At 75.5% G+C, this 18,161-nt stretch carries 3 protein-coding genes and 1 pseudogene; all 4 read right to left on the bottom strand.

The genetic code is table 11. The features are described from left to right. Positions 1–28: 28 nt before the first annotated feature. The gene (locus IOD16_RS13475; RefSeq protein ID WP_201440321.1) at positions 29–1,495 is read right to left on the bottom strand and encodes an FAD-dependent oxidoreductase; all 1,467 of its coding nucleotides are present in this window, start codon (positions 1,493–1,495) and stop codon (positions 29–31) included. Continuing rightward, positions 1,492–5,379, bottom strand: coding sequence for a type I polyketide synthase (locus IOD16_RS13470; RefSeq protein ID WP_201440320.1), 3,888 nt, complete (start codon positions 5,377–5,379; stop codon positions 1,492–1,494). The genes IOD16_RS13475 and IOD16_RS13470 overlap by 4 nt, the downstream gene beginning before the upstream one ends. Before the next feature lie 31 nt (positions 5,380–5,410). Next, positions 5,411–9,925: pseudogene (locus tag IOD16_RS41225) on the bottom strand (beta-ketoacyl synthase N-terminal-like domain-containing protein); the annotation flags it as partial. Positions 9,926–9,970: 45 nt separating this feature from the next. Beyond that, positions 9,971–18,148, bottom strand: coding sequence for a type I polyketide synthase (locus tag IOD16_RS13460; protein ID WP_201440318.1), 8,178 nt, complete (start codon positions 18,146–18,148; stop codon positions 9,971–9,973). Between the last annotated feature and the right edge of the window lie 13 nt (positions 18,149–18,161).

The following is an 18,161-nucleotide window of genomic DNA, read 5'->3' as shown; positions in this document are numbered from 1 at the left end:
CCGGGATCGGCCCGGTGGCTCGACATCGTCATTCCCGGCCCGCTCCCGGCGCGGCGGCCAGCGCCCTGATCCGGGTCTCCACCTCGGCCAGGTCCGCGACGGACGTGCCGGACGCCGCCACGTACCCGTCCGGCCGCAGCACCAGGAAGCCCTCGGAGCGGCCGGCGAAGTGGTCGTGCGCGACCAGTGACGCGTTCCGCTCCGCCAGCGCCCGCGCGCCGGCCACCGGCGGCGCCGAGGCGTCGCCCGTCGTGAGCAGCCGCAGCCGCCCGTCGGTGTCGCGGGCAGGCACCCAGTGCGGCGTCCGGGTCCCCGGCTTCGCCCGACCGCGCTTCGCGCCCACGCGCAGCAGCTCGTCGGTGTAGCGCACGCCCCAGCCCGCGAGCAGCGGCACGAACCACCGGCGCAGCGCGCCGGTCCGGTCCAGGACGCCCCACACCGCGTTGCGGACCCGCGCGGCGGCGGGCTTGAGCATGAACATCCTCATCATCCGGCCGGTCATGCCGACGATCTGCTCGGCCGCCTGCCGCCGTTCGACCTCGTAGCCGGCCAGCACCTGCGCGCCGTACCTGCCGCGGACCACGCCGGCGAGCTTCCACGTCAGGTTGTGCACGTCCTGCAGGCCGAGGTTGAGGCCCTGACCGCCCAGCGGCGAGTGGGTGTGCGCGGCGTCGCCCACCAGGAACACCCGGCCGCGCCGCAGGGACGACGCGATGCGCTCGGAGCTGGAGAAGGTGCCGATGTGGTCCAGCGACACGACCTTCAAGTCGCCCGGCCCGCGTTCGTCGAGCAGCCGCTGCACGCCGGTCTCGTCGATCGGCAGGTCGGGCGGGATGGGCGCGGAGACCCGCACCCGGCCGCCGCTCATCGGCGCGAACACCAGCGAGCCGCCGCGGCCGAGGAAGTAGTGCACCGCGCCTTCCTCGAAGTCGCCGTCGACGCGGCCCTCGGCGAGGATCAGGTTCGTCGGCACCCGCTGGCCGGGGAACCCGATGTCCAGCCGCTCCCGCACGGCGCTGCGCACGCCGTCCGCGCCGATCACCCAGTCGGCCTCGATCAGCTCGGTGCCCGACGCGCCGGTCACCTGCACGGTCACCGAGTCCTCGCCGGGCACGAGGTCCTCGAACGTCACGCCGCGCTCCACCTTGCCGCCGGCGGCTTCCAGCGCTTCCTCCAGCAGCCGCACGGTGTGCTCCTGCGGCAGCAGCAGCGGCTCGTTCTCCGCGCCCAGCGCGACCCGCAGCACCTTGCCGCCGGCCATGTTGTAGACGTTCGTGCGCACGGTGACGCCGAGCCGATCGGCCTCTTCGCGGATGCCGATGCCCTGGTAGATGTCCAGGGCGGGCGGCCACAGCTGCAACGCCCGCGTGCCGGTCATCTTCTCGGTCGACGCCTCCAGCAGCCGCACCGGCACGCCGAGCCTGAGCAGCTCGACCGCGGCGGTGAGACCGCAGGGTCCGGCGCCGACGATGACCACCGTCGTCCTCGACTTCACGACCGCTCCATCAGTTCGTCGTCCAACCAGGTCTCGACCGCGCGCACCGCGCCGTCGACGTGCGCGTCGATGACGCTGAAGTGGTCGGCCTCGACGTCGACCACCGTGCTCGGCTCCGCCCAGTACGACTGCCAGCCGTCGACGGAGGTGATCTCCTCGGGCCACTCCCGCATCGGCCGGTCGGCGCGCACCAACAACGTCGGCGCTTTGAGGCCGGCGGGTTTCCACTCGTCCATCAGCCGCAGGTAGGCGCCCATCGCGGTGAGCCGGGTGTCGTCGACCTCGGTCAGCCGCTCGGCGACGCCGGCGAAGAGCTGCGGCCGGATCGCGGTGATGATCGCCGCGTCCCACGGGTAGGTGTCCAGCAGCGCCAGCCCGGCGGCCGGGGTGCCGCGCTCTTCGAGCAGCTTCGCGGCCGCGTGCGCGACCAGGCCGCCCGAGGAGTAGCCGACGAGCACGAACGGCTCGCCGTCGGCGATGTCGGCGACGACCTCGGCGACGTGCTCGGCCAGCACGGGGAAGCTCGCCGGCACCAGTTCGCCGGCCGCGAAGCCCGGCATGGTCAGCACGACCACGTCCCGCTGCCCGGCGAACCGCTTGGCGAACGGCGCGTACTGGTGCGGCCCGGAGTCGGCCAGCGCGGTCGGCAGGCAGATCAGCCTGGGGCCGCGCGGCCCGGTGGCCAACCGCAGCGGGTCGGCGGCCGTCGCGCCGACGGGCGAGTCGAACGCGGGCCGCCCGGTGCTGCTCGCGATGAGCGCCTCGGTGAACGCCGCCGCGTCGCCCGCAGCGCGCGCCTGCTCGAACAACGAGGTCGTCTCCGACCGCCGCTCGTCGACCGCGGTGCCTTCCAGCCGGGACCGCAGGTGCTTGACCAGCGCCTCGGGCGTGCGCAGCTCCAGGATCTCGCGGGCGGTGAGCCGCAGGCCGGTGGCCGTGTTGAGCCGGTTGCGCAGCTCGACCGTGGTCAGCGAGTCCAGGCCCATCTCCAGGAACGGCCGGTTCATCACCACGGCGTCCAGGTCGGGCTGCTTGAGCACGGTCGCGATCTCCACGCGCACCCGGTGCAGCACCAGCCTGGCCCGCTCGGCCGGGTCGACGCCCACCACGTCCAGCGCGCCGGCGCCGGACGCGGCGGACCGGTCGGCCACCGCGGGGCTGGTGGCGCCGCGCGCCCAGTAGCGGCGGCGCTGGAACGCGTAGGTCGGCAGGTCCACCCGGCGCGCCGGGATACCGGCGAACAGCGCGGACCAGTCGACCGGGACGCCCCTGGTGTACGCCTCGCCCAGGGACGCGTGGAACCGCCGCAGGTCGCCCGCGTCCCGCCGCAACGTGCCGACGACGACCGCGTCGACACCCGCCTCCTCGGCCGTCCCGTCCACGCCGGTGGTGAGCACGGGGTGCGGGCTGGACTCGACGAACGTGCGGAACCCGTCGACCAGCAGCGCCCGCACGACCGGCTCGAAGTTCACCGGGCGGCGGCAGTTCTCGAACCAGTAGCCCGCGTCCAGCTCGGAGCCGTCCAGCACCTCGCCGGAGACCGTCGAGTACAGCGGCACGGCGCCCTTGCGCGGCTTGACGAACGACAGCAGGTCGGCGATCCGGTCGCGCAGCCGGTCGACCTGCGGGCTGTGCGAGGCCACCGTGGAGGCGATGACCCGCGCCCGGATCCCGCGCCCGGTCAGCTCGGCGACCAGCTCCTCCAGGGCGGGCACCGGACCGGCGACGGTCACCGCGCCCGGCCCGTTCACCCCGGCGATCGACAGCCGGTCGTCCAGCAGCGCCTCGACCTCCGCGCGCCCGGCCGCGATCGAGGCGACCGCGCCCCGGCCGACCAGCTCGTCGGCGAACAGCCGCGACCGCAGCACGATCAGCTTCGCCCCGTCCTCGACGGACAGCGCGCCGGACACGCACGCGGCGGCGACCTCGCCCTGCGAGTGCCCGACCACGGCGTCCGGTTCGACGCCGTGCGAGCGCCACAGCTCGGCCAGCGACACCATCACCGCGAACAGCACCGGTTGGAGCACCTCGATGCGGTCGAGCGCGGGCGCGCCCTCCCGCTGCCGCAGCACGTCCTCGACCGACCACGTGACGTGCCGCTCCACGGCGTCGGCGCACTCGCGCAGCCGGGCCGCGTAGACCGGGCTGCTGTCCAGCAGCTCCAGCGCCATGCCCGCCCACTGGGAGCCCTGGCCGGGGAAGACGAACACCGTGCGGCCGGTGTCGGTGACGCCGCCGGACACCAGGCCGTCGGCCGACTCGCCGCGCGACAGCGCGTCCAGCGCGCCGACCAGCTCGGCCCGGTCCGAGCCGAGCACGACGGCCCGGTGCTCCAGCGCGGCACGGGTGGTGGCCAGCGAGAAGCCCACGTCGGCGACCGGCACGTCGGTGGCGTCGAGGTAGTCGCGCAGCCTGCCCGCCTGCGCGGCGAGGGCGGCGGGGCTGCGACCCGACACGAGCAGGGGCGGCACGGCGTCGGACGCGGGCAGGTCCTCGGGTTCCCGCACGAACTGCTCGATGATCACGTGCGCGTTGGTGCCGCTCATGCCGAACGCCGAGACGCCCGCCCGCCGGGGCCGTCCGGTGTCGGGCCAGTCGCGCGGCTCGGTCAGCAGGCGCACCGCGCCGCTGTCCCAGTCCACGTGCGAGGTCGGCGCGTCCACGTGCAGCGTGCGGGGCAGCCGGCCGTGCCTCATCGCCATGACCATCTTCATGACGCCCGCGAACCCGGCGGCGGCCAGCGTGTGGCCGAGGTTCGACTTGACCGAGCCGAGCCACAGCGGCTCGGTCGCGGTGCGGCGGCCGTAGGTGGCCAGCAGCGCCTGGGCCTCGATCGGGTCGCCGAGCATGGTGCCGGTGCCGTGCGCCTCGACCGCGTCCACGTCGCCGGCGGTGAGCCGGGCGCTGCCGAGGGCCTGCTCGATCACGCGCACCTGCGAGGGGCCGTTCGGCGCGGTGAGGCCGTTGGACGCGCCGTCCTGGTTGATCGCGCTGCCGCGCACGACGGCGAGCACGGGGTGGCCGTTGCGCAGCGCGTCGGACAGCCGCTCGACCACCAGCGCGCCGACGCCCTCGGAGAAGATCGTGCCGTCGGCGGCTTCGGCGAACGCCTTGACCCGCGCGTCCGGCGCGAACCCGCGCTGGCGGCTGAAGTCCACGAAGGACACGGGGGTGGCCATCACGGTCGCCGCGCCGGCGACGGCCAGGGAGCACTCGTCGCGGCGCAACGCCTGCATCGCCAGGTGCAGCGCCACCAGCGACGTGGAGCAGGCGCTGTCGACGGTGATCGCGGGACCCTCGAAGCCGAGCGCGTAGGCGACCCGGCCGGAGAGCACGCTCTGCGCCGCGCCGGTCATCCGGTAGGCCTCGACGTCGTCGGACGAGCCGGCCAGCAGCGCGGCGTAGTCGTTGGTCACCGCGCCCGCGTACACGCCGGTCCGGCTGCCGCGCAGCGTCGTCGGGTCGATGCCCGCCCGCTCCAGCGCCTCCCAGGTCACCTCCATCAGCACGCGGTGCTGCGGGTCGACCACGAGCGCCTCGCGCGGCGAGATGCCGAAGAACTCCGCGTCGAAGTCGGCGGCGTCGTGGAGGAAACCGCCCTCCTTGACGTAGGACTTGCCCAGCTCGTCGGGGTCGGTGTGGTAGAGGCCCTCGACGTCCCAGCCGCGGTCGTCCGGGAACGCCGACACGGCGTCCACGTCCGACTCGACCAGCTTCCACAGCTCCTCCGGCGACGTCACACCGCCGGGGAACCGGCACGCCATGCCGATGATGGCGATGGGCTCGTTGTGCCGCTCCTGCACGTCCCGCAACCGCCGACGCGTCTCCTGGAGCTCGACGGTCGCGCGTTTGAGGTACTCGCGGAGCCTCTGTTCGTCCGACATGGCACTCACTCCTCCTTGCGGTCGCGGCCGGTCAGCCCAGTTCGGTGTCGAGCAGGGCGAAGAGGTCCTCGTCGCTGGTGTCGTCGCCGATGACGGCGGTGGCGGCGGGCGTCGAGGTCAGCTCGGTGAGGAAGTCGTGCAGCCGGCCCACCAGGGCCGCCCGCGCGTGCTCGTCGGGCGCCGCGGCCAGGGCGGCGCGCAGCTTGTCCAACTGCTCGTCCACGGACACGGTCGGCGCCTGCGGCGTGACCTGGGTGGCGAGGAACTCGGCGACCGCGAGCGGCGTCGGGTGGTCGAACGCCAGCGTGGTGGGCAGCGGCACGCCCGTCACGGCGGCCAGCTGGTTGCGCAGCGACACCGCGGCCAGCGAGTCGAAACCCAGCTCCCGCAACGCCTTGCGCGGCTCGACGGCGTCACCCGACCCGTGGCCGAGGACGGCGGCGACCTCCGTGAGCACGATCCCGAGCAGGTGCCGTTCGCGCTCGGGGTCGGTCATCCCGGCGAGGGCTTCGGCCAGGCTCCCGCCGCCGTCGCCGTCGTCCGTCGCCAGCGCCTTCCCGACCTCGGGCAGCGCCGAGAAGAACGGGCTGGGGCGGGCGGCGGTGTAGGCGGGCGCGAACCGGGCCCAGTCGACGTCGGCCACGACCAGGTTCGCGCCGCCGCGGGTGGCCGCGTCGGCCAACGCCGCGACCGCCCGGTCGGCGGCCATCGGGACGAGGCCGAGCCGGGCCAGCCGGTCGCGGCGCTCGACCTCCTCGCCGGTGTCCGCGTCGAGCGCCCAGGGGCCGAACGCGAGGGAGATGCCCTTCCCGCCGCCGCGCCGCACGCCGTCGGCGACCGCGTCCAGGTAGGCGCTGGCCGCACCGGCGGCGCCCTGCCCGCCGCTGCCCCAGACGCCCGCGATGGAGGTCAGGACCACGAACGCGTCGAGCGAACCGTCCAGCACGTACCGGGGTGGGAGGAGGTCCGCCGGTGCGAGGTCGGCGAGCGGCGTGGTGCCGCCCACCGGCGCGATGTGCACCGCCGCATCCACGGGCAGCGCGAGCGGGTCGACCCGCGGGGTCACCGTCACCCCGACGCCGGCCAGGTCCGCCACGAAGGCGGGGGTCGAGCCGTCGGCGGTGACCAGCACCAGGTGCTCGGCGCCCGCGCCGGCCAGCCACCGGGCGACCGGCGCGGCGATGGCCTCGTCGGCCCCGGTCACCAGCACCGTGCCGCGCGGTGCCCAGCGGTCGCCCGCGGCCCGGTCCGCCGTCGCCCGCACGAGGCGGCGGGCCAGCACGTCCGTGCCGCGGATCGCGACCTGGTCCTCGTCCCCGGCGTGCTCCAGCACGGCGGGCAGCGCCGCCAAGCCCGCTTCGTCGGACACGTCCACCAGGCCGCCCCACTGGCGGGGCAGCTCCAGCGCGGCCGTCCGGCCCAGCGCCCACACCTGGGCCTGCGCCGGGTCGGCGGCGGGATCGCCGTCTCCGGTCGTGACCGCGCCACGCGTGGCCGCCCACACCGGGGACTCCCAGTCCAGCACGGCCGCCGCCTGGAGCACCGCCAGCGTTCCGGTCACGGCGGCGCCCGGCCGGTCGTCCAAGGCCAGCAGCGACAGCACGCCGTCGAACGGCTGCCCGTCCACGGTCCTGAGCCGCTCGGCCAGCGCCACGCCGTCGACGGACGCCGCGTCGACCACGACCGCGACGGTCCGCAGCCCGCTCGCGGCCATGGCCTCGACGAACGCCTCGGCGCCGTGGCCGCCGGCCGGCAGCAGCACCAGCCACCGGCGAGCGGTGAGCGGCGCGGGCAGCTCGGGCAGGGCGGTCCAGGCGGCTTCGTAGCGCCAGGTCTCCGACGCGCCGCCGGTCTCGGCGGCCAGCCAGTACCGCTCCCGCTGGAACGGGTAGGTCGGCAGGTCGACCCGCCGCGCGCCGGGCAGCAGCCGGTCCCACCGCACGTCCACGCCGCGCACGTGCGCCTCGGCCAGCGCGGTCAGCAACGTCCGGGGCTCGTCCTTGTCGCGGCGCAGCGCGGCGGTCAGCCCCACCTCCGGGTCGTCGGCGAGGGTCTCGCGGCCCATGGCGGTCAGCACCGCGTCCGGGCCCAGCTCCAGGAACGTCGTCACGCCCTCGCCGCGCAACCACCGCACGCCGTCGGCGAACCGCACCGCCTCGCGGACGTGCCGCACCCAGTAGTCCGGTGAGGTGATCTCCTCGACCGGCACCGCGCCGCCGGTCAGGTTCGACGCGATCGGGATGGCCGGCGCGTGGAAGGCCAGGCCGGCGGCGACCCGGCGGAACTCGTCGAGCATCGGCGCCATCAGGTGCGAGTGGAACGCGTGGCTGACGCGCAGCCGCCGGGTCTTGTGGCCGCGCGCCGCCAGCTCCGCCTCCGCCTCGGCCACCGCGTCGGCGTCACCGGACAGCACGACCGAGCCGGGTGTGTTCACCGCGGCCAGCGCGAGCCGGTCCGACACCAGGTCGGCCGTCTGCTCCTCCGACGCCAGCACGGACACCATCGCGCCGCCCGTCGGCAGCGCCTGCATGAGCCTGCCGCGCGCGGCGACCAGCGTGCAGGCGTCCGGGAGCGACAGCACGCCCGCGACGTGCGCGGCGACCAGCTCGCCGATGGAGTGGCCCGCCACGAAGTCCGGGGTCACGCCCAGGCTCTCCACCAGCCGGTACAGCGCCACCTCGACGGCGAACAGACCGGCCTGGGTGTAGCGGGTCTGGTCGAGCAGGTCGCCGTCGCCGAACACCACCTCGGCCAGCGGCCGGTCCAGGTCGCGGTCCAGCAGCGCGCACACCTCGTCGAACGCGGCGGCGAACACCGGGTGCGCGGCGTGCAGGTCGCGGCCCATGGCCGGGCGCTGGCTGCCCTGCCCGGTGAACAGCACCGCGAGCCCGCCGCCCCGGGTCGCCTCGCCGTGCGCCGCGCCGGCCGGGAACGCCGCCAGTGCGGCGCTCAGCTCGTCGCGGGAACCGGCGAGCACGACGGCCCGGTGGTCGAGGCCCGCGCGCGTGGTGGCCAGCGAGAAGCCCACGTCCGGCAGGGTCGCGTCGGGTCGGGCGTCGAGGTGTTCGCGCAGCCGCGCCGCCTGCGCCCGCAGCGCCTGCGGGCTCTTGGCCGCGAGGGCGAACGGCACGACCCGCGGCGCCGGCGGCGCCTCCCGCTGCCGCCGGTCCCCGGCGGGTCGGTACTCCTCCAGCACGACGTGCGAGTTGGTGCCGCTGATCCCGAACGACGACACCGCGCCGCGCCGGGGCCGGTCGCCCGCGGGCCAGGGCCGGGACTCGGTCAGCAGCGCCACGCCGCCGGCCTCCCAGTCCACGAACGGCGACGGCTCGTCCACGTGCAGGGTGCGCGGCATGACGCCGTGCCGCATCGCCTGCACCACCTTGATGACCCCGGCCGCGCCGGCGGCGGCCTGCGTGTGGCCGATGTTCGACTTGACCGAACCCAGCCACACCGGCTCGGCTCGGCCGCGGCCGTAGGTGGCCAGCAGCGCGGACGCCTCGATCGGGTCGCCCAGCCGGGTGCCGGTGCCGTGCGCCTCGATCAGGTCGATGTCCGCGGTGGTCAGGCCCGCGCCCTTGAGCGCGGCCTTGATGACGCGTTCCTGCGACGGGCCGTTGGGCGCGGTGAGCCCGTTGGACGCCCCGTCCTGGTTGACCGCCGACCCGCGCAGCACGGCGAGCACGTCGTGGCCGAGCCGTTCGGCGTCGGACAGCCGCTCCACCAGCAGCACGGCCACGCCCTCGGCCCAGCCCGTGCCGTCGGCCGACGCGGCGAACGACTTGCACCGGCCGTCCGGCGACAGGCCGCGCTGGCGGGAGAACTCGACGAACGTCGCCGGTGTGGACATGACCGTGACGCCGCCCGCCAACGCGAGCGAGCACTCCCCCGCCCGCAGCGACTGCGCGGCCAGGTGCAAGGCCACCAGGGACGACGAGCAGGCCGTGTCGATGGTGAGCGACGGGCCTTCCAGCCCGAGGGTGAACGACACCCGGCCGGACAGCACGCTGCCCGCGCCGCCGGTGAGCCGCTGGCCCTCGATGCCCTCGGGCAGCTCGGTCATCCCCGTGGCGTAGTCGTGGTACATGAGCCCGGCGAAGACGCCGGTCCGGCTGCCCCGCAGCGACAGCGGGTCGATCCCGGCCCGCTCGACGACCTCCCAGGACGCCTCCAGCAGCAGCCGCTGCTGCGGGTCCATGGCCAGCGCCTCGCGCGGCGAGATGCCGAAGAACGCGGCGTCGAACTCCGCGGCCTCGTACAGGAACCCGCCCTGGTCGGAGGTCGACGTCCCGGTCCGCGCCGGGTCGGGGTCGTAGAGGTGCGCGAGGTCCCAGCCGCGGTCGGCCGGGAAGCCGCCGACGCCCTCGGCGCCCGCCTCGACCGCCCGCCACAGGTCCTCCGGCGAGGCGATGCCGCCGGGCAGCCGGCAGGTCATCCCGATGATCGCGATCGGCTCCCCGGTCGACGCGGCCAGCCTGGCGTTGACCTCCTTCAACCGGGCGATCTCCTTGACCGAGTCGCGCAACGCGGCGACCACGGCTTCGGTGTTCGTCATCCCACTCCCCACTACTCCGCCGGTCTGCCGGCGGGCTCAGTCCTCGATGCTGGCGCGGGCCAGTCGGATCAGGTCGGCCACGTCCAGCGCGTCGACGTCCGGTCCGTCGACCCGCTCGACGGGCGGGGTGGTGTGCTCCTGCTCCTCGACCTCGGGGAGCAGTTCGGCGCGCAGGTGCTCGGCGAGCTCGCGCGGTGTCGGGTAGTTGAAGATGACCGTGGGCGAGAGCCGCAGACCCGACGCCCGGTTGAGCCGGTTGCGCAGCTCCACCGACGTCAGCGAGTCCAGGCCCAGCTCCTTGAAGCCGCGCCGCACGTCCACGCCCGCCGGGTCCGGGTGGTCGAGCACCTTCGCCACCTCGGCGCGCACCAGGTCCAGCACGGCCTTGACCCGCTCGGCGGCCGACATGCCCGCCAGCCGGTCGCCGAACGCGACGTCCGGCGCGGTCCGCTCGACCTTGCGCGGTCGGGCCGGCGCCAGACCCCGCAGCAGCGGCGGCAGGTCCTCGCCCTGGTCGCGCAGCACCGCCGGGTCCACCCGCAGCGGCACGACCTCCGGGTTGTCCAGCGCCAGCGCGGCGTCGAACAGGGCGAGGCCGTCCGTCGTGGACAACGCCGACATGCCGATCCGGGCGAGCCGGTTCAGGTGCGCCTCGTCGAGCGTGCCCGCCATGCCCAGCTCCGCCCACGGCGCCCAGGCCAGGGAGGTCGCGGGCAGACCGGCGGCGGCGCGCTGCCGGGCCAGGGCGTCGAGGAACGAGTTGGCCGCCGCGTAGTTCGCCTGTCCCGCCGCGCCGACCACGCCGGACGCGGAGGAGAACAGCACGAACGCCTTCAGGTCCAGTTCGCGCGTCAGCTCGTGCAGGTGCCACGCGGCGTCGACCTTGGGGCGCAGGACGGTGTCGACGCGCGCCGGGGTCAGCGACCCGATCGGCGCGTCGTCCAGCACGCCCGCCGCGTGCACCACGGCGGTGAGCGGGTGCTCGGCGGGGACGCCGGCGAGCAGTGCCCGCACGCCGTCGCGGTCGGACACGTCGCACGCGACCGCGCGCACGTCCGCGCCGTTGGCGGTCAGCTCGGCGACCAGCACCGGGTCCTGCGGTCGCCGCGAGGCGAGCAGCAGCCGCCGCACGCCGTGCTCACCCACCAGGTGCCGGGCGACGAGCGCGCCCAGGGCGCCGGTGGCGCCGGTCACCAGGACCGTGCCCTCCGGGTCCCAGGTGCGGTCGGTGGGCCTGCGCACGGCGGCGGCCAGGCGCGGCCGGAGCACGACGTCCCCGCGCAGCGCCTGCTGCGGCTCACCGGAGGAGGCGAACGCGGCCACTTCGTCGTCGGTGACGTCCCGGTCGGTGTCCAGCAGCGCGAACCGCCCGGGGTGCTCGGTCTGCGCCGAGCGCACCAGGCCCCACACGGCGGCGTGCGCCAGGTCGACCGCGTCCCCGGTGCCGTTGCGGGTCACCAGCACCAGCGGCGCCTCGTCGTCGCCGGCGAGCCGTTCCCGCACGACTTCCAGCGCCTCGTCCACGGCCGCCCGCACGGCCCGCGGGACGTCGCCGGTGGTGGTGGCGAGCCGCCGGACCTCGACGGGTCCGGTCCGACCGCCCGACGGGCTCGGCGTCCACGTCACCTCCAGCAGCGCATCGCCGGCCCGGACGAGCCGGTCGGGCGACACCTCCCGCACGGTCAGCGACCCGACCGACGCCACCGGCGCGCCGTGCTCGTCGGTCAGCAGGATCGACACGGCGTCGTCGGCGACCGGCGCGACGCGCACCCGGGCCGCGGCGACGCCCGCCCGGTGCAGCCGGACGCCGCTCCACGCGAACGGCAGCCGGGTCCGGCCCGGCGCCGGCGGCAGCGCGCCGAGGCCGATGGCGTGCAGCGCGGCGTCGAGCACCACCGGGTGCAGGGCGAAGCGCGCGGCGTCCAGGCCTTCGGTCAGCTCGACCTCGGCGAACACCTCGCGACCGCGCTTGCGGGCCGACCGCAGGCCCTGGAACGCGGGGCCGTAGTCGAAGCCGCCGTCGGCCAGGTCGGTGTACCAGCCGGCCAGGTCGACCGGCTCGGCGTCCGCCGGCCAGGCCGCGGCCGGCGCCTCCGGCGCTTGCGGCACGGCGCCGAGGACGCCTTGGGCGTGCCTGGTCCACGGTTCGTCACCGGAGCGGAAGTGCACTTGGAAGGCACGCGACCCGGCCGTGTCCGGGGCGTCCACGGTGAGCTGCACGTCCACCGCGCCCTGCTCGGGCAGCACCAGCGGCGCTTCGAGGGTCAGCTCCTCGATCCCGGCGCAGCCCAGCTCGTCGGCGGCGACCAGGGCGAGGTCCACCATCGCGGCGGCGGGCACCACGACCGTGCCCATGATCGCGTGGTCGGCGAGCCACGGGTGCTTCGCCGCGGACAGCTGCGCCGTGCGCACGAGGCCGTCGGTGGCGGCCAGCGGGACGCCCGTGCCGAACAGCGGGTGCCCGGTGGCCCGGTCGCCGCTCTGCGCGGCGAGCCAGAACCGGCGGTGCTCGAACGGGTAGGTGGGCAGTTGGACCGGCTTGGGCCGCAGCGGCGCCAGCAGCGCGGTCCAGTCCACGGGGACGCCCCGGGCCCAGACCTTGGCCAGGGCGTCGACGAGGGTGGCGGCCTCGGGCTTGTCGCGGCGCAGCGCGGGCACGAAGCCGACCTCGTCGTCGGGCAGGCAGTCCTGTCCCATGCCGGTGAGCACGGCGTCCGGCCCGACCTCCAGGAACGTGGTCGCACCCGCCTCCCGCAGGGCCCGGACGCCGTCGGCGAACCGGACCGCCCGGCTGACGTGCCGCACCCAGTACTCCGGGGTGCGCATCTCGTCGCCGGCGGGCTGTCCGGTGACGTTGGAGACGACCGGCACGGTCGGCGCGTGGTAGGTCAGCCCTTCGGCGACGCGGCGGAAGTCCGCCAGCATCGGGTCCATCAGCGGCGAGTGGAACGCGTGGCTCACCCGGAGCCGCCTGCTCTTGGCGAACCGCGCGGCGACCCGCAGGACGGCCCGCTCCTCGCCGGACAGGACCGTGGACGCGGGCCCGTTGACCGCCGCGATCGCCACGCCGTCCTCCAACGCGGCGCGCACGTCGGCCTCGGTGGCGAGGACGGAGACCATCGCGCCGCCGGCCGGCAGGGCCTGCATGAGCCGGCCGCGCGCCGCCACGAGCGCGGCCGCGTCCGGCAGGCTCAGCACCCCGGCCACGTGCGCGGCGGCCAGTTCGCCGATGGAGTGGCCCGCCACGAAGTCCGGTTCGACGCCGAGGCTCGCCAGCAGCCGGAACAGGGCCACCTCGAACGCGAACAGCGCGGTCTGGGTGTAGGCGGTGGTGTCCAGGGCGTCCTGGTCGCCGTCGACGACGTCCTTGAGCGGCCGGTCCAGCTCGGCGTCCAGCGCCGCGCACGCCGCGTCGAACGCCGACGCGAACACCGGGAAGCGCTCACGCAGCTCACGACCCATGCCGAGGCGTTGGCTGCCCTGCCCGGTGAACAGCAGCGCGAGCTTGCCGCCGGCGGTGCCGCTCGCGATCTCCCGGCCGTCGCGCAGCACCAGCCGGTGCGGCATGGCGGCGCGGGAGGCGAGGGTGTGGGCGACGTCGACCTCGCGCTGCCCGGGGTGATCGGCCAGGAACGCGGTCAGCCGGTCCGCCTGCGCCGCGGCAGCCAGGGGGGTGCGGGCGGACACGACGAGCGGGAGGCCGGTCAGGTCGTGGTGCTCCTCCTCCTCGACCGGCGCCTGCTCCACGATGACGTGCGCGTTGGTGCCGCTGATGCCGAACGACGACACCGCCGCGCGGCGCGGCCGGTCGACCTCCGGCCAGGGCCGGGCGTCGGTGAGCAGCTCGACCCGGCCCGCGGCCCAGTCCACCTTCGGCGACGGCTCGTCCACGTGCAGGGTGCGCGGCAGGACGCCGTGGCGCATGGCCAGCACGGTCTTGATCACGCCCGCGACACCGGCGGCGGCCTGGGTGTGGCCGATGTTCGACTTGACCGAGCCCAGCCACAGCGGCTCCGCGCGGTCCTGGCCGTAGGTGGCCAGCAGCGCCTGCGCCTCGATCGGGTCGCCCAGCCGGGTGCCGGTGCCGTGCGCCTCGACGGCGTCCACGTCGGAGGGGCGCAGGCCCGCGTCCGCGAGGGCTTGGCGGATGACTCGCTGCTGCGCCGGGCCGTTGGGCGCGGTGAGGCCGTTGGAGGCGCCGTCCTGGTTCACCGCCGTGCCGCGCACGACGCCCAAGACCCGCCGGCCGTGGCGGCGGGCGTCGGACAGCCGTTCCAGCAGCACCGTGCCGACGCCCTCGGCCCAGCCGGTGCCGTCCGCCGCCGCGGCGAAGGACTTGCAGCGGCCGTCCGGTGAGAGCCCGCGCTGGCGGGAGAACTCGACGAACGTGAACGGCGAGGCCAGCACCGTGACACCGCCCGCGACCGCGAGCGAGCACTCGCCGCCGCGCAGCGCGCGCACCGCCATGTGCAGCGCGACCAGCGACGACGAGCACGCCGTGTCGACGCTGACGGCCGGTCCCTCCAGGCCCAGGGTGTAGGCGACGCGGCCGGAGACGACGCTGCCCGCGCCGCCGGTCATCCGGAAGCCCTCCAGGCCGGCGGCCGCGTTGCCCGTGCCGTAGTCGTGGTACATGACGCCCGCGAAGACGCCGGTGTCGCTGCCGCGCAACGACTCCGGGTCGATGCCCGCGCTCTCGAACACCTCCCAGGAGGTCTCCAGGAACAGCCGCTGCTGCGGGTCCATCGCCAGCGCCTCGCGCGGGGAGACGCCGAAGAAGTCGGCGTCGAAGCCGGCCGCGTCCGCGAGGAAGCCGCCGTGCCGGGTGTAGGAGGTGCCCAGGTGTTCCGGGTCGGGGTCGTGCAGGGCGGCGAGGTCCCAGCCGCGGTCGGCCGGGAACGTGCCGATGGCGTCGCCGCCCTCGTCCAGCAGCCGCCAGAAGTCCTCGGGGCTGTCGATGCCGCCGGGGAGGCGGACGCTCATGCCGACGATGGCGATCGGGTCGTCCTGGTCGGCGTTCGCGGTCAGGCGGACGGGTTCGCCCTGCGGCTCGGCCTTCAGGAACCGCGTCACCGCGTCGGCGGTCGGGTGGTCGAACACCAGCGTGGCGGGCACCCGGACGCCGGTGGCCGCGGTGAGCCGGTCGCCCAGCTCCACGCCCATCACCGAGTCGAAGCCCAACGCCTGGAACGTGCGGCCGAACTCGACCGACGCCGGGTCGGCGCCGAGGACCTTGGCGATCTCGTCGCGCACCAGAGCCTCGACGTCCTCGACCGCGGCGGTGCGGGTCGGTTCGTCGGCGGTCTCGCCGAGCCAGTGCCTGCTCCGCTGGAACGGGTAGGTGGGCAGGGCGACGCGACGGCCGGGCGTGAACCCGGTCCAGTCGACGCGCGTGCCGCGCACGTGGAGGTCGCCGAGGGCGTTGAGCACCGCGTCGGTCTCGGACCGGTTGGCACGCGCGGTCGCCACGAACGCCGACTCGGGCCGCCGCACGCAGTCCCGGCCCATCACCGCGAGCACGGCCTTGGGGCCGAGCTCCAGGAACGTCCGGACGCCCCGGTCCTCCAGGCAGCGGAGGCCGTCGAAGAACCGGACGGCCTCGCGGGCGTGCCGGACCCAGTAGTCGGCGGTGGCGATCTCCGCGCCCGGCACGCCACCGGTCAGGTTGGACACGACCGGGATGCGCGGCGGGTGGAACGTCAGGCCCTCGGCGACGCGGCGGAACTCGGCCAGCACCGGGTCCATCAGGTGCGAGTGGAAGGCGTGGCTGACGTTGAGCCTGCGGACCTTGGCGAACTTCGCGGCGACCGCGAGGACCGCGGCCTCGTCGCCGGACACGACGGTGGAGGCGGGGCCGTTGACGGCGGCGATCGCCACGCCGTCCTCCAGCGCGGCGCGCACCTCGTCCTCGGTGGCTTGGAGGGACACCATCGCGCCGCCGGCCGGCAGGGCCTGCATCAGGGAGCCCCGGGCGGTGACGAGCGCGGTGGCGTCGGCGAGGCTCAGCACACCGGCGACGTGCGCGGCGGCCAGTTCGCCGATCGAGTGACCCATCACGAAGTCGGGGGTGACGCCGTGGTGCTCCACGAGCCGGAACAGGGCGACCTCGAACGCGAACAGCGCGGCCTGGGTGAACTTCGTCCGGGCGAGCAGCTCGTCGTCCTCGCCGAACACGACGTCCTTCAGCGGCCGCCCGAGGTCGAACCCGGCGCACACGGCGTCGAACGCCTCGGTGAACACGGGGAACCGCGCGTGCAGGGCCCGTCCCATCCCGGCCCACTGGCTGCCCTGACCGGTGAACAGCACGGCCAACCCGCCGTCGACCACCGGCCCGCGGCCCGCGGCGTCGAACCCGCGCAGCGCGCCCGGTTCGGTGACCCACTCGACCGCGCGGTACTCGAAGTGCGTGCGGGTGGTGGCGAGCGAATGGGCCACGTCCGCCAGGTCCGCCCCGACTCCCGCCACCCGCTCCGCCTGCGCCGCCAACGCTTCCCGCGTCCGCCCGGACAGCAGCACGGGCACCGGCCACCGAGCCGCCTCGGCAGCCGTCCCCGTCCCCGTCCCCGTCTCTGTCTCTGTCTCCGACCCGGCGGCGCGCTCGCGCTGCTCGCCGGGCCTGGTCACCTCGACCGGCGCGTCTTCCCACGCCGCCACGACGACGTGCGCGTTCGTGCCGCCCATGCCGAACGAGCTGACCCCGGCCGTGACCCGGCCCGCCAGCGGCAGCACCTGGTCGTTCACCCGGAGCCGCAGCTCCGCCAGCGGGATCGCGGGGTTGGGTGTGGCGAAGTTGAGGCTCGGCGCCAACTCCCGCTCCCGCAGGCACAACACCGCCTTGATGAGCCCGGCGATGCCCGCCGCCCCTTCGAGGTGCCCGATGTTGGTCTTCGCCGACCCGACCGGCAGCGCCTCGTCCCGCCCGGCGCCGAGCACCGCGCCCAGCGCGGCCGCCTCGACGGGATCGCCGACCGGCGTGCCGGTCCCGTGCAGCTCGACGAACGCCACCGACCCCGGGTCCACCCCGGCCCGCGCGTACGCGCTGCGCAACACCCGTTCCTGGCCCTCGCGGGAGGGCGCGGTGAGCGTGGTGCCGCCGCCGTCGTTGTTCACCGCGCCGCCGAGCAGCACGGCGTGGACGCGGTCACCGTCCCGGACCGCGTCGGCCAGCGGCTTGAGCACGACGACGCCACCACCTTCGCCGCGCACGTAGCCGTTCGCGCGGGCGTCGAAGGTGTAGCTGCGGCCGTCGGCGGACAGCGCCCCGAACTTCCGGTTCACCTCGAAGGTGTCCGGGTGCAGGTTGAGGTTCACGCCGCCGGCGAGCGCGACCGTCGCCTCCCCGCGCCGCAACGCCTCCGCCGCGAGGTGCACGGCGACGAGCGACGACGACTGGCCGGTGTCGACGACCAGCGACGGCCCGTCCAGCCCCAGCAGGTAGGAGACCCGGTTGGCGATCATCCCCCGGCTGCCGCCGGTGGCGGTGTGCTGGGTGATCTCACCACCCAGCCGGGAGTAGTCGTCCCAGATGGCGCCGAGGTAGACCCCGACCCCGGAACCCGCGTCGGTGCCGGAACCGACGCCGACGGCAGCGGGGCCGGAACTGGTGCCGGTGCCGGCGGTGGTGCCGGAGCCCGCGCTGGGGCGCGCGCCCGCACCCGCACCCACACCCGCACTCGTGCCCGTGCCGGGGTCGGCATCCGAGTCCGAACCCGGTTCCGAGTCCGACTCCGCTCGGGCCGGGGGCGGGTGGCCTTCGTCTGCCCCGTTGCCGCGTCCGTTACCAACGGCATGCTGTGAGAGGCCCGTTTGGTTGTCATCCCGGCCGTTCATCACCCGGTCGTGCGACGGGCGGCGGGTGCCCGGGGGGACGATGCCGGCGTCTTCCAGGGCTTCCCAGGCCAGTTCCAGCGCCAGGCGCTGCTGCGGGTCCACCGCGGCGGCCTCGCGGGGGGAGATGCCGAAGAACGCGGCGTCGAACCCGTCGACCCGGTCGAGGAAACCACCGCGCACCGACGGCGGCAGGCCGCGGTCGGCGGGTGGGGAGCCGATCGCGTCCCCGCCGGTGCGCAGCAGTCGCCAGTACGCGTCCGGGTCGGCGGCGCCGGGGAAGCGGCACGCGATGCCGACGACGGCGACGGCGTCTTCGGGGAAGTCGGCGGGAGGGTCCGCCGGCAGGCCCGGGAGTCGGTGCGAGGGCAGGTCCGCGTTGCTCATCGTTCCTCCACCC

This window comes from Saccharothrix sp. 6-C (assembly GCF_016695385.1).
Taxonomy (GTDB): Bacteria; Actinomycetota; Actinomycetes; order Mycobacteriales; family Pseudonocardiaceae; genus Actinosynnema; species Actinosynnema texasense.
The sequence above is the reverse complement of the archived record's forward strand: the minus strand, read 5'-3'. Positions and strand labels throughout refer to the sequence as shown.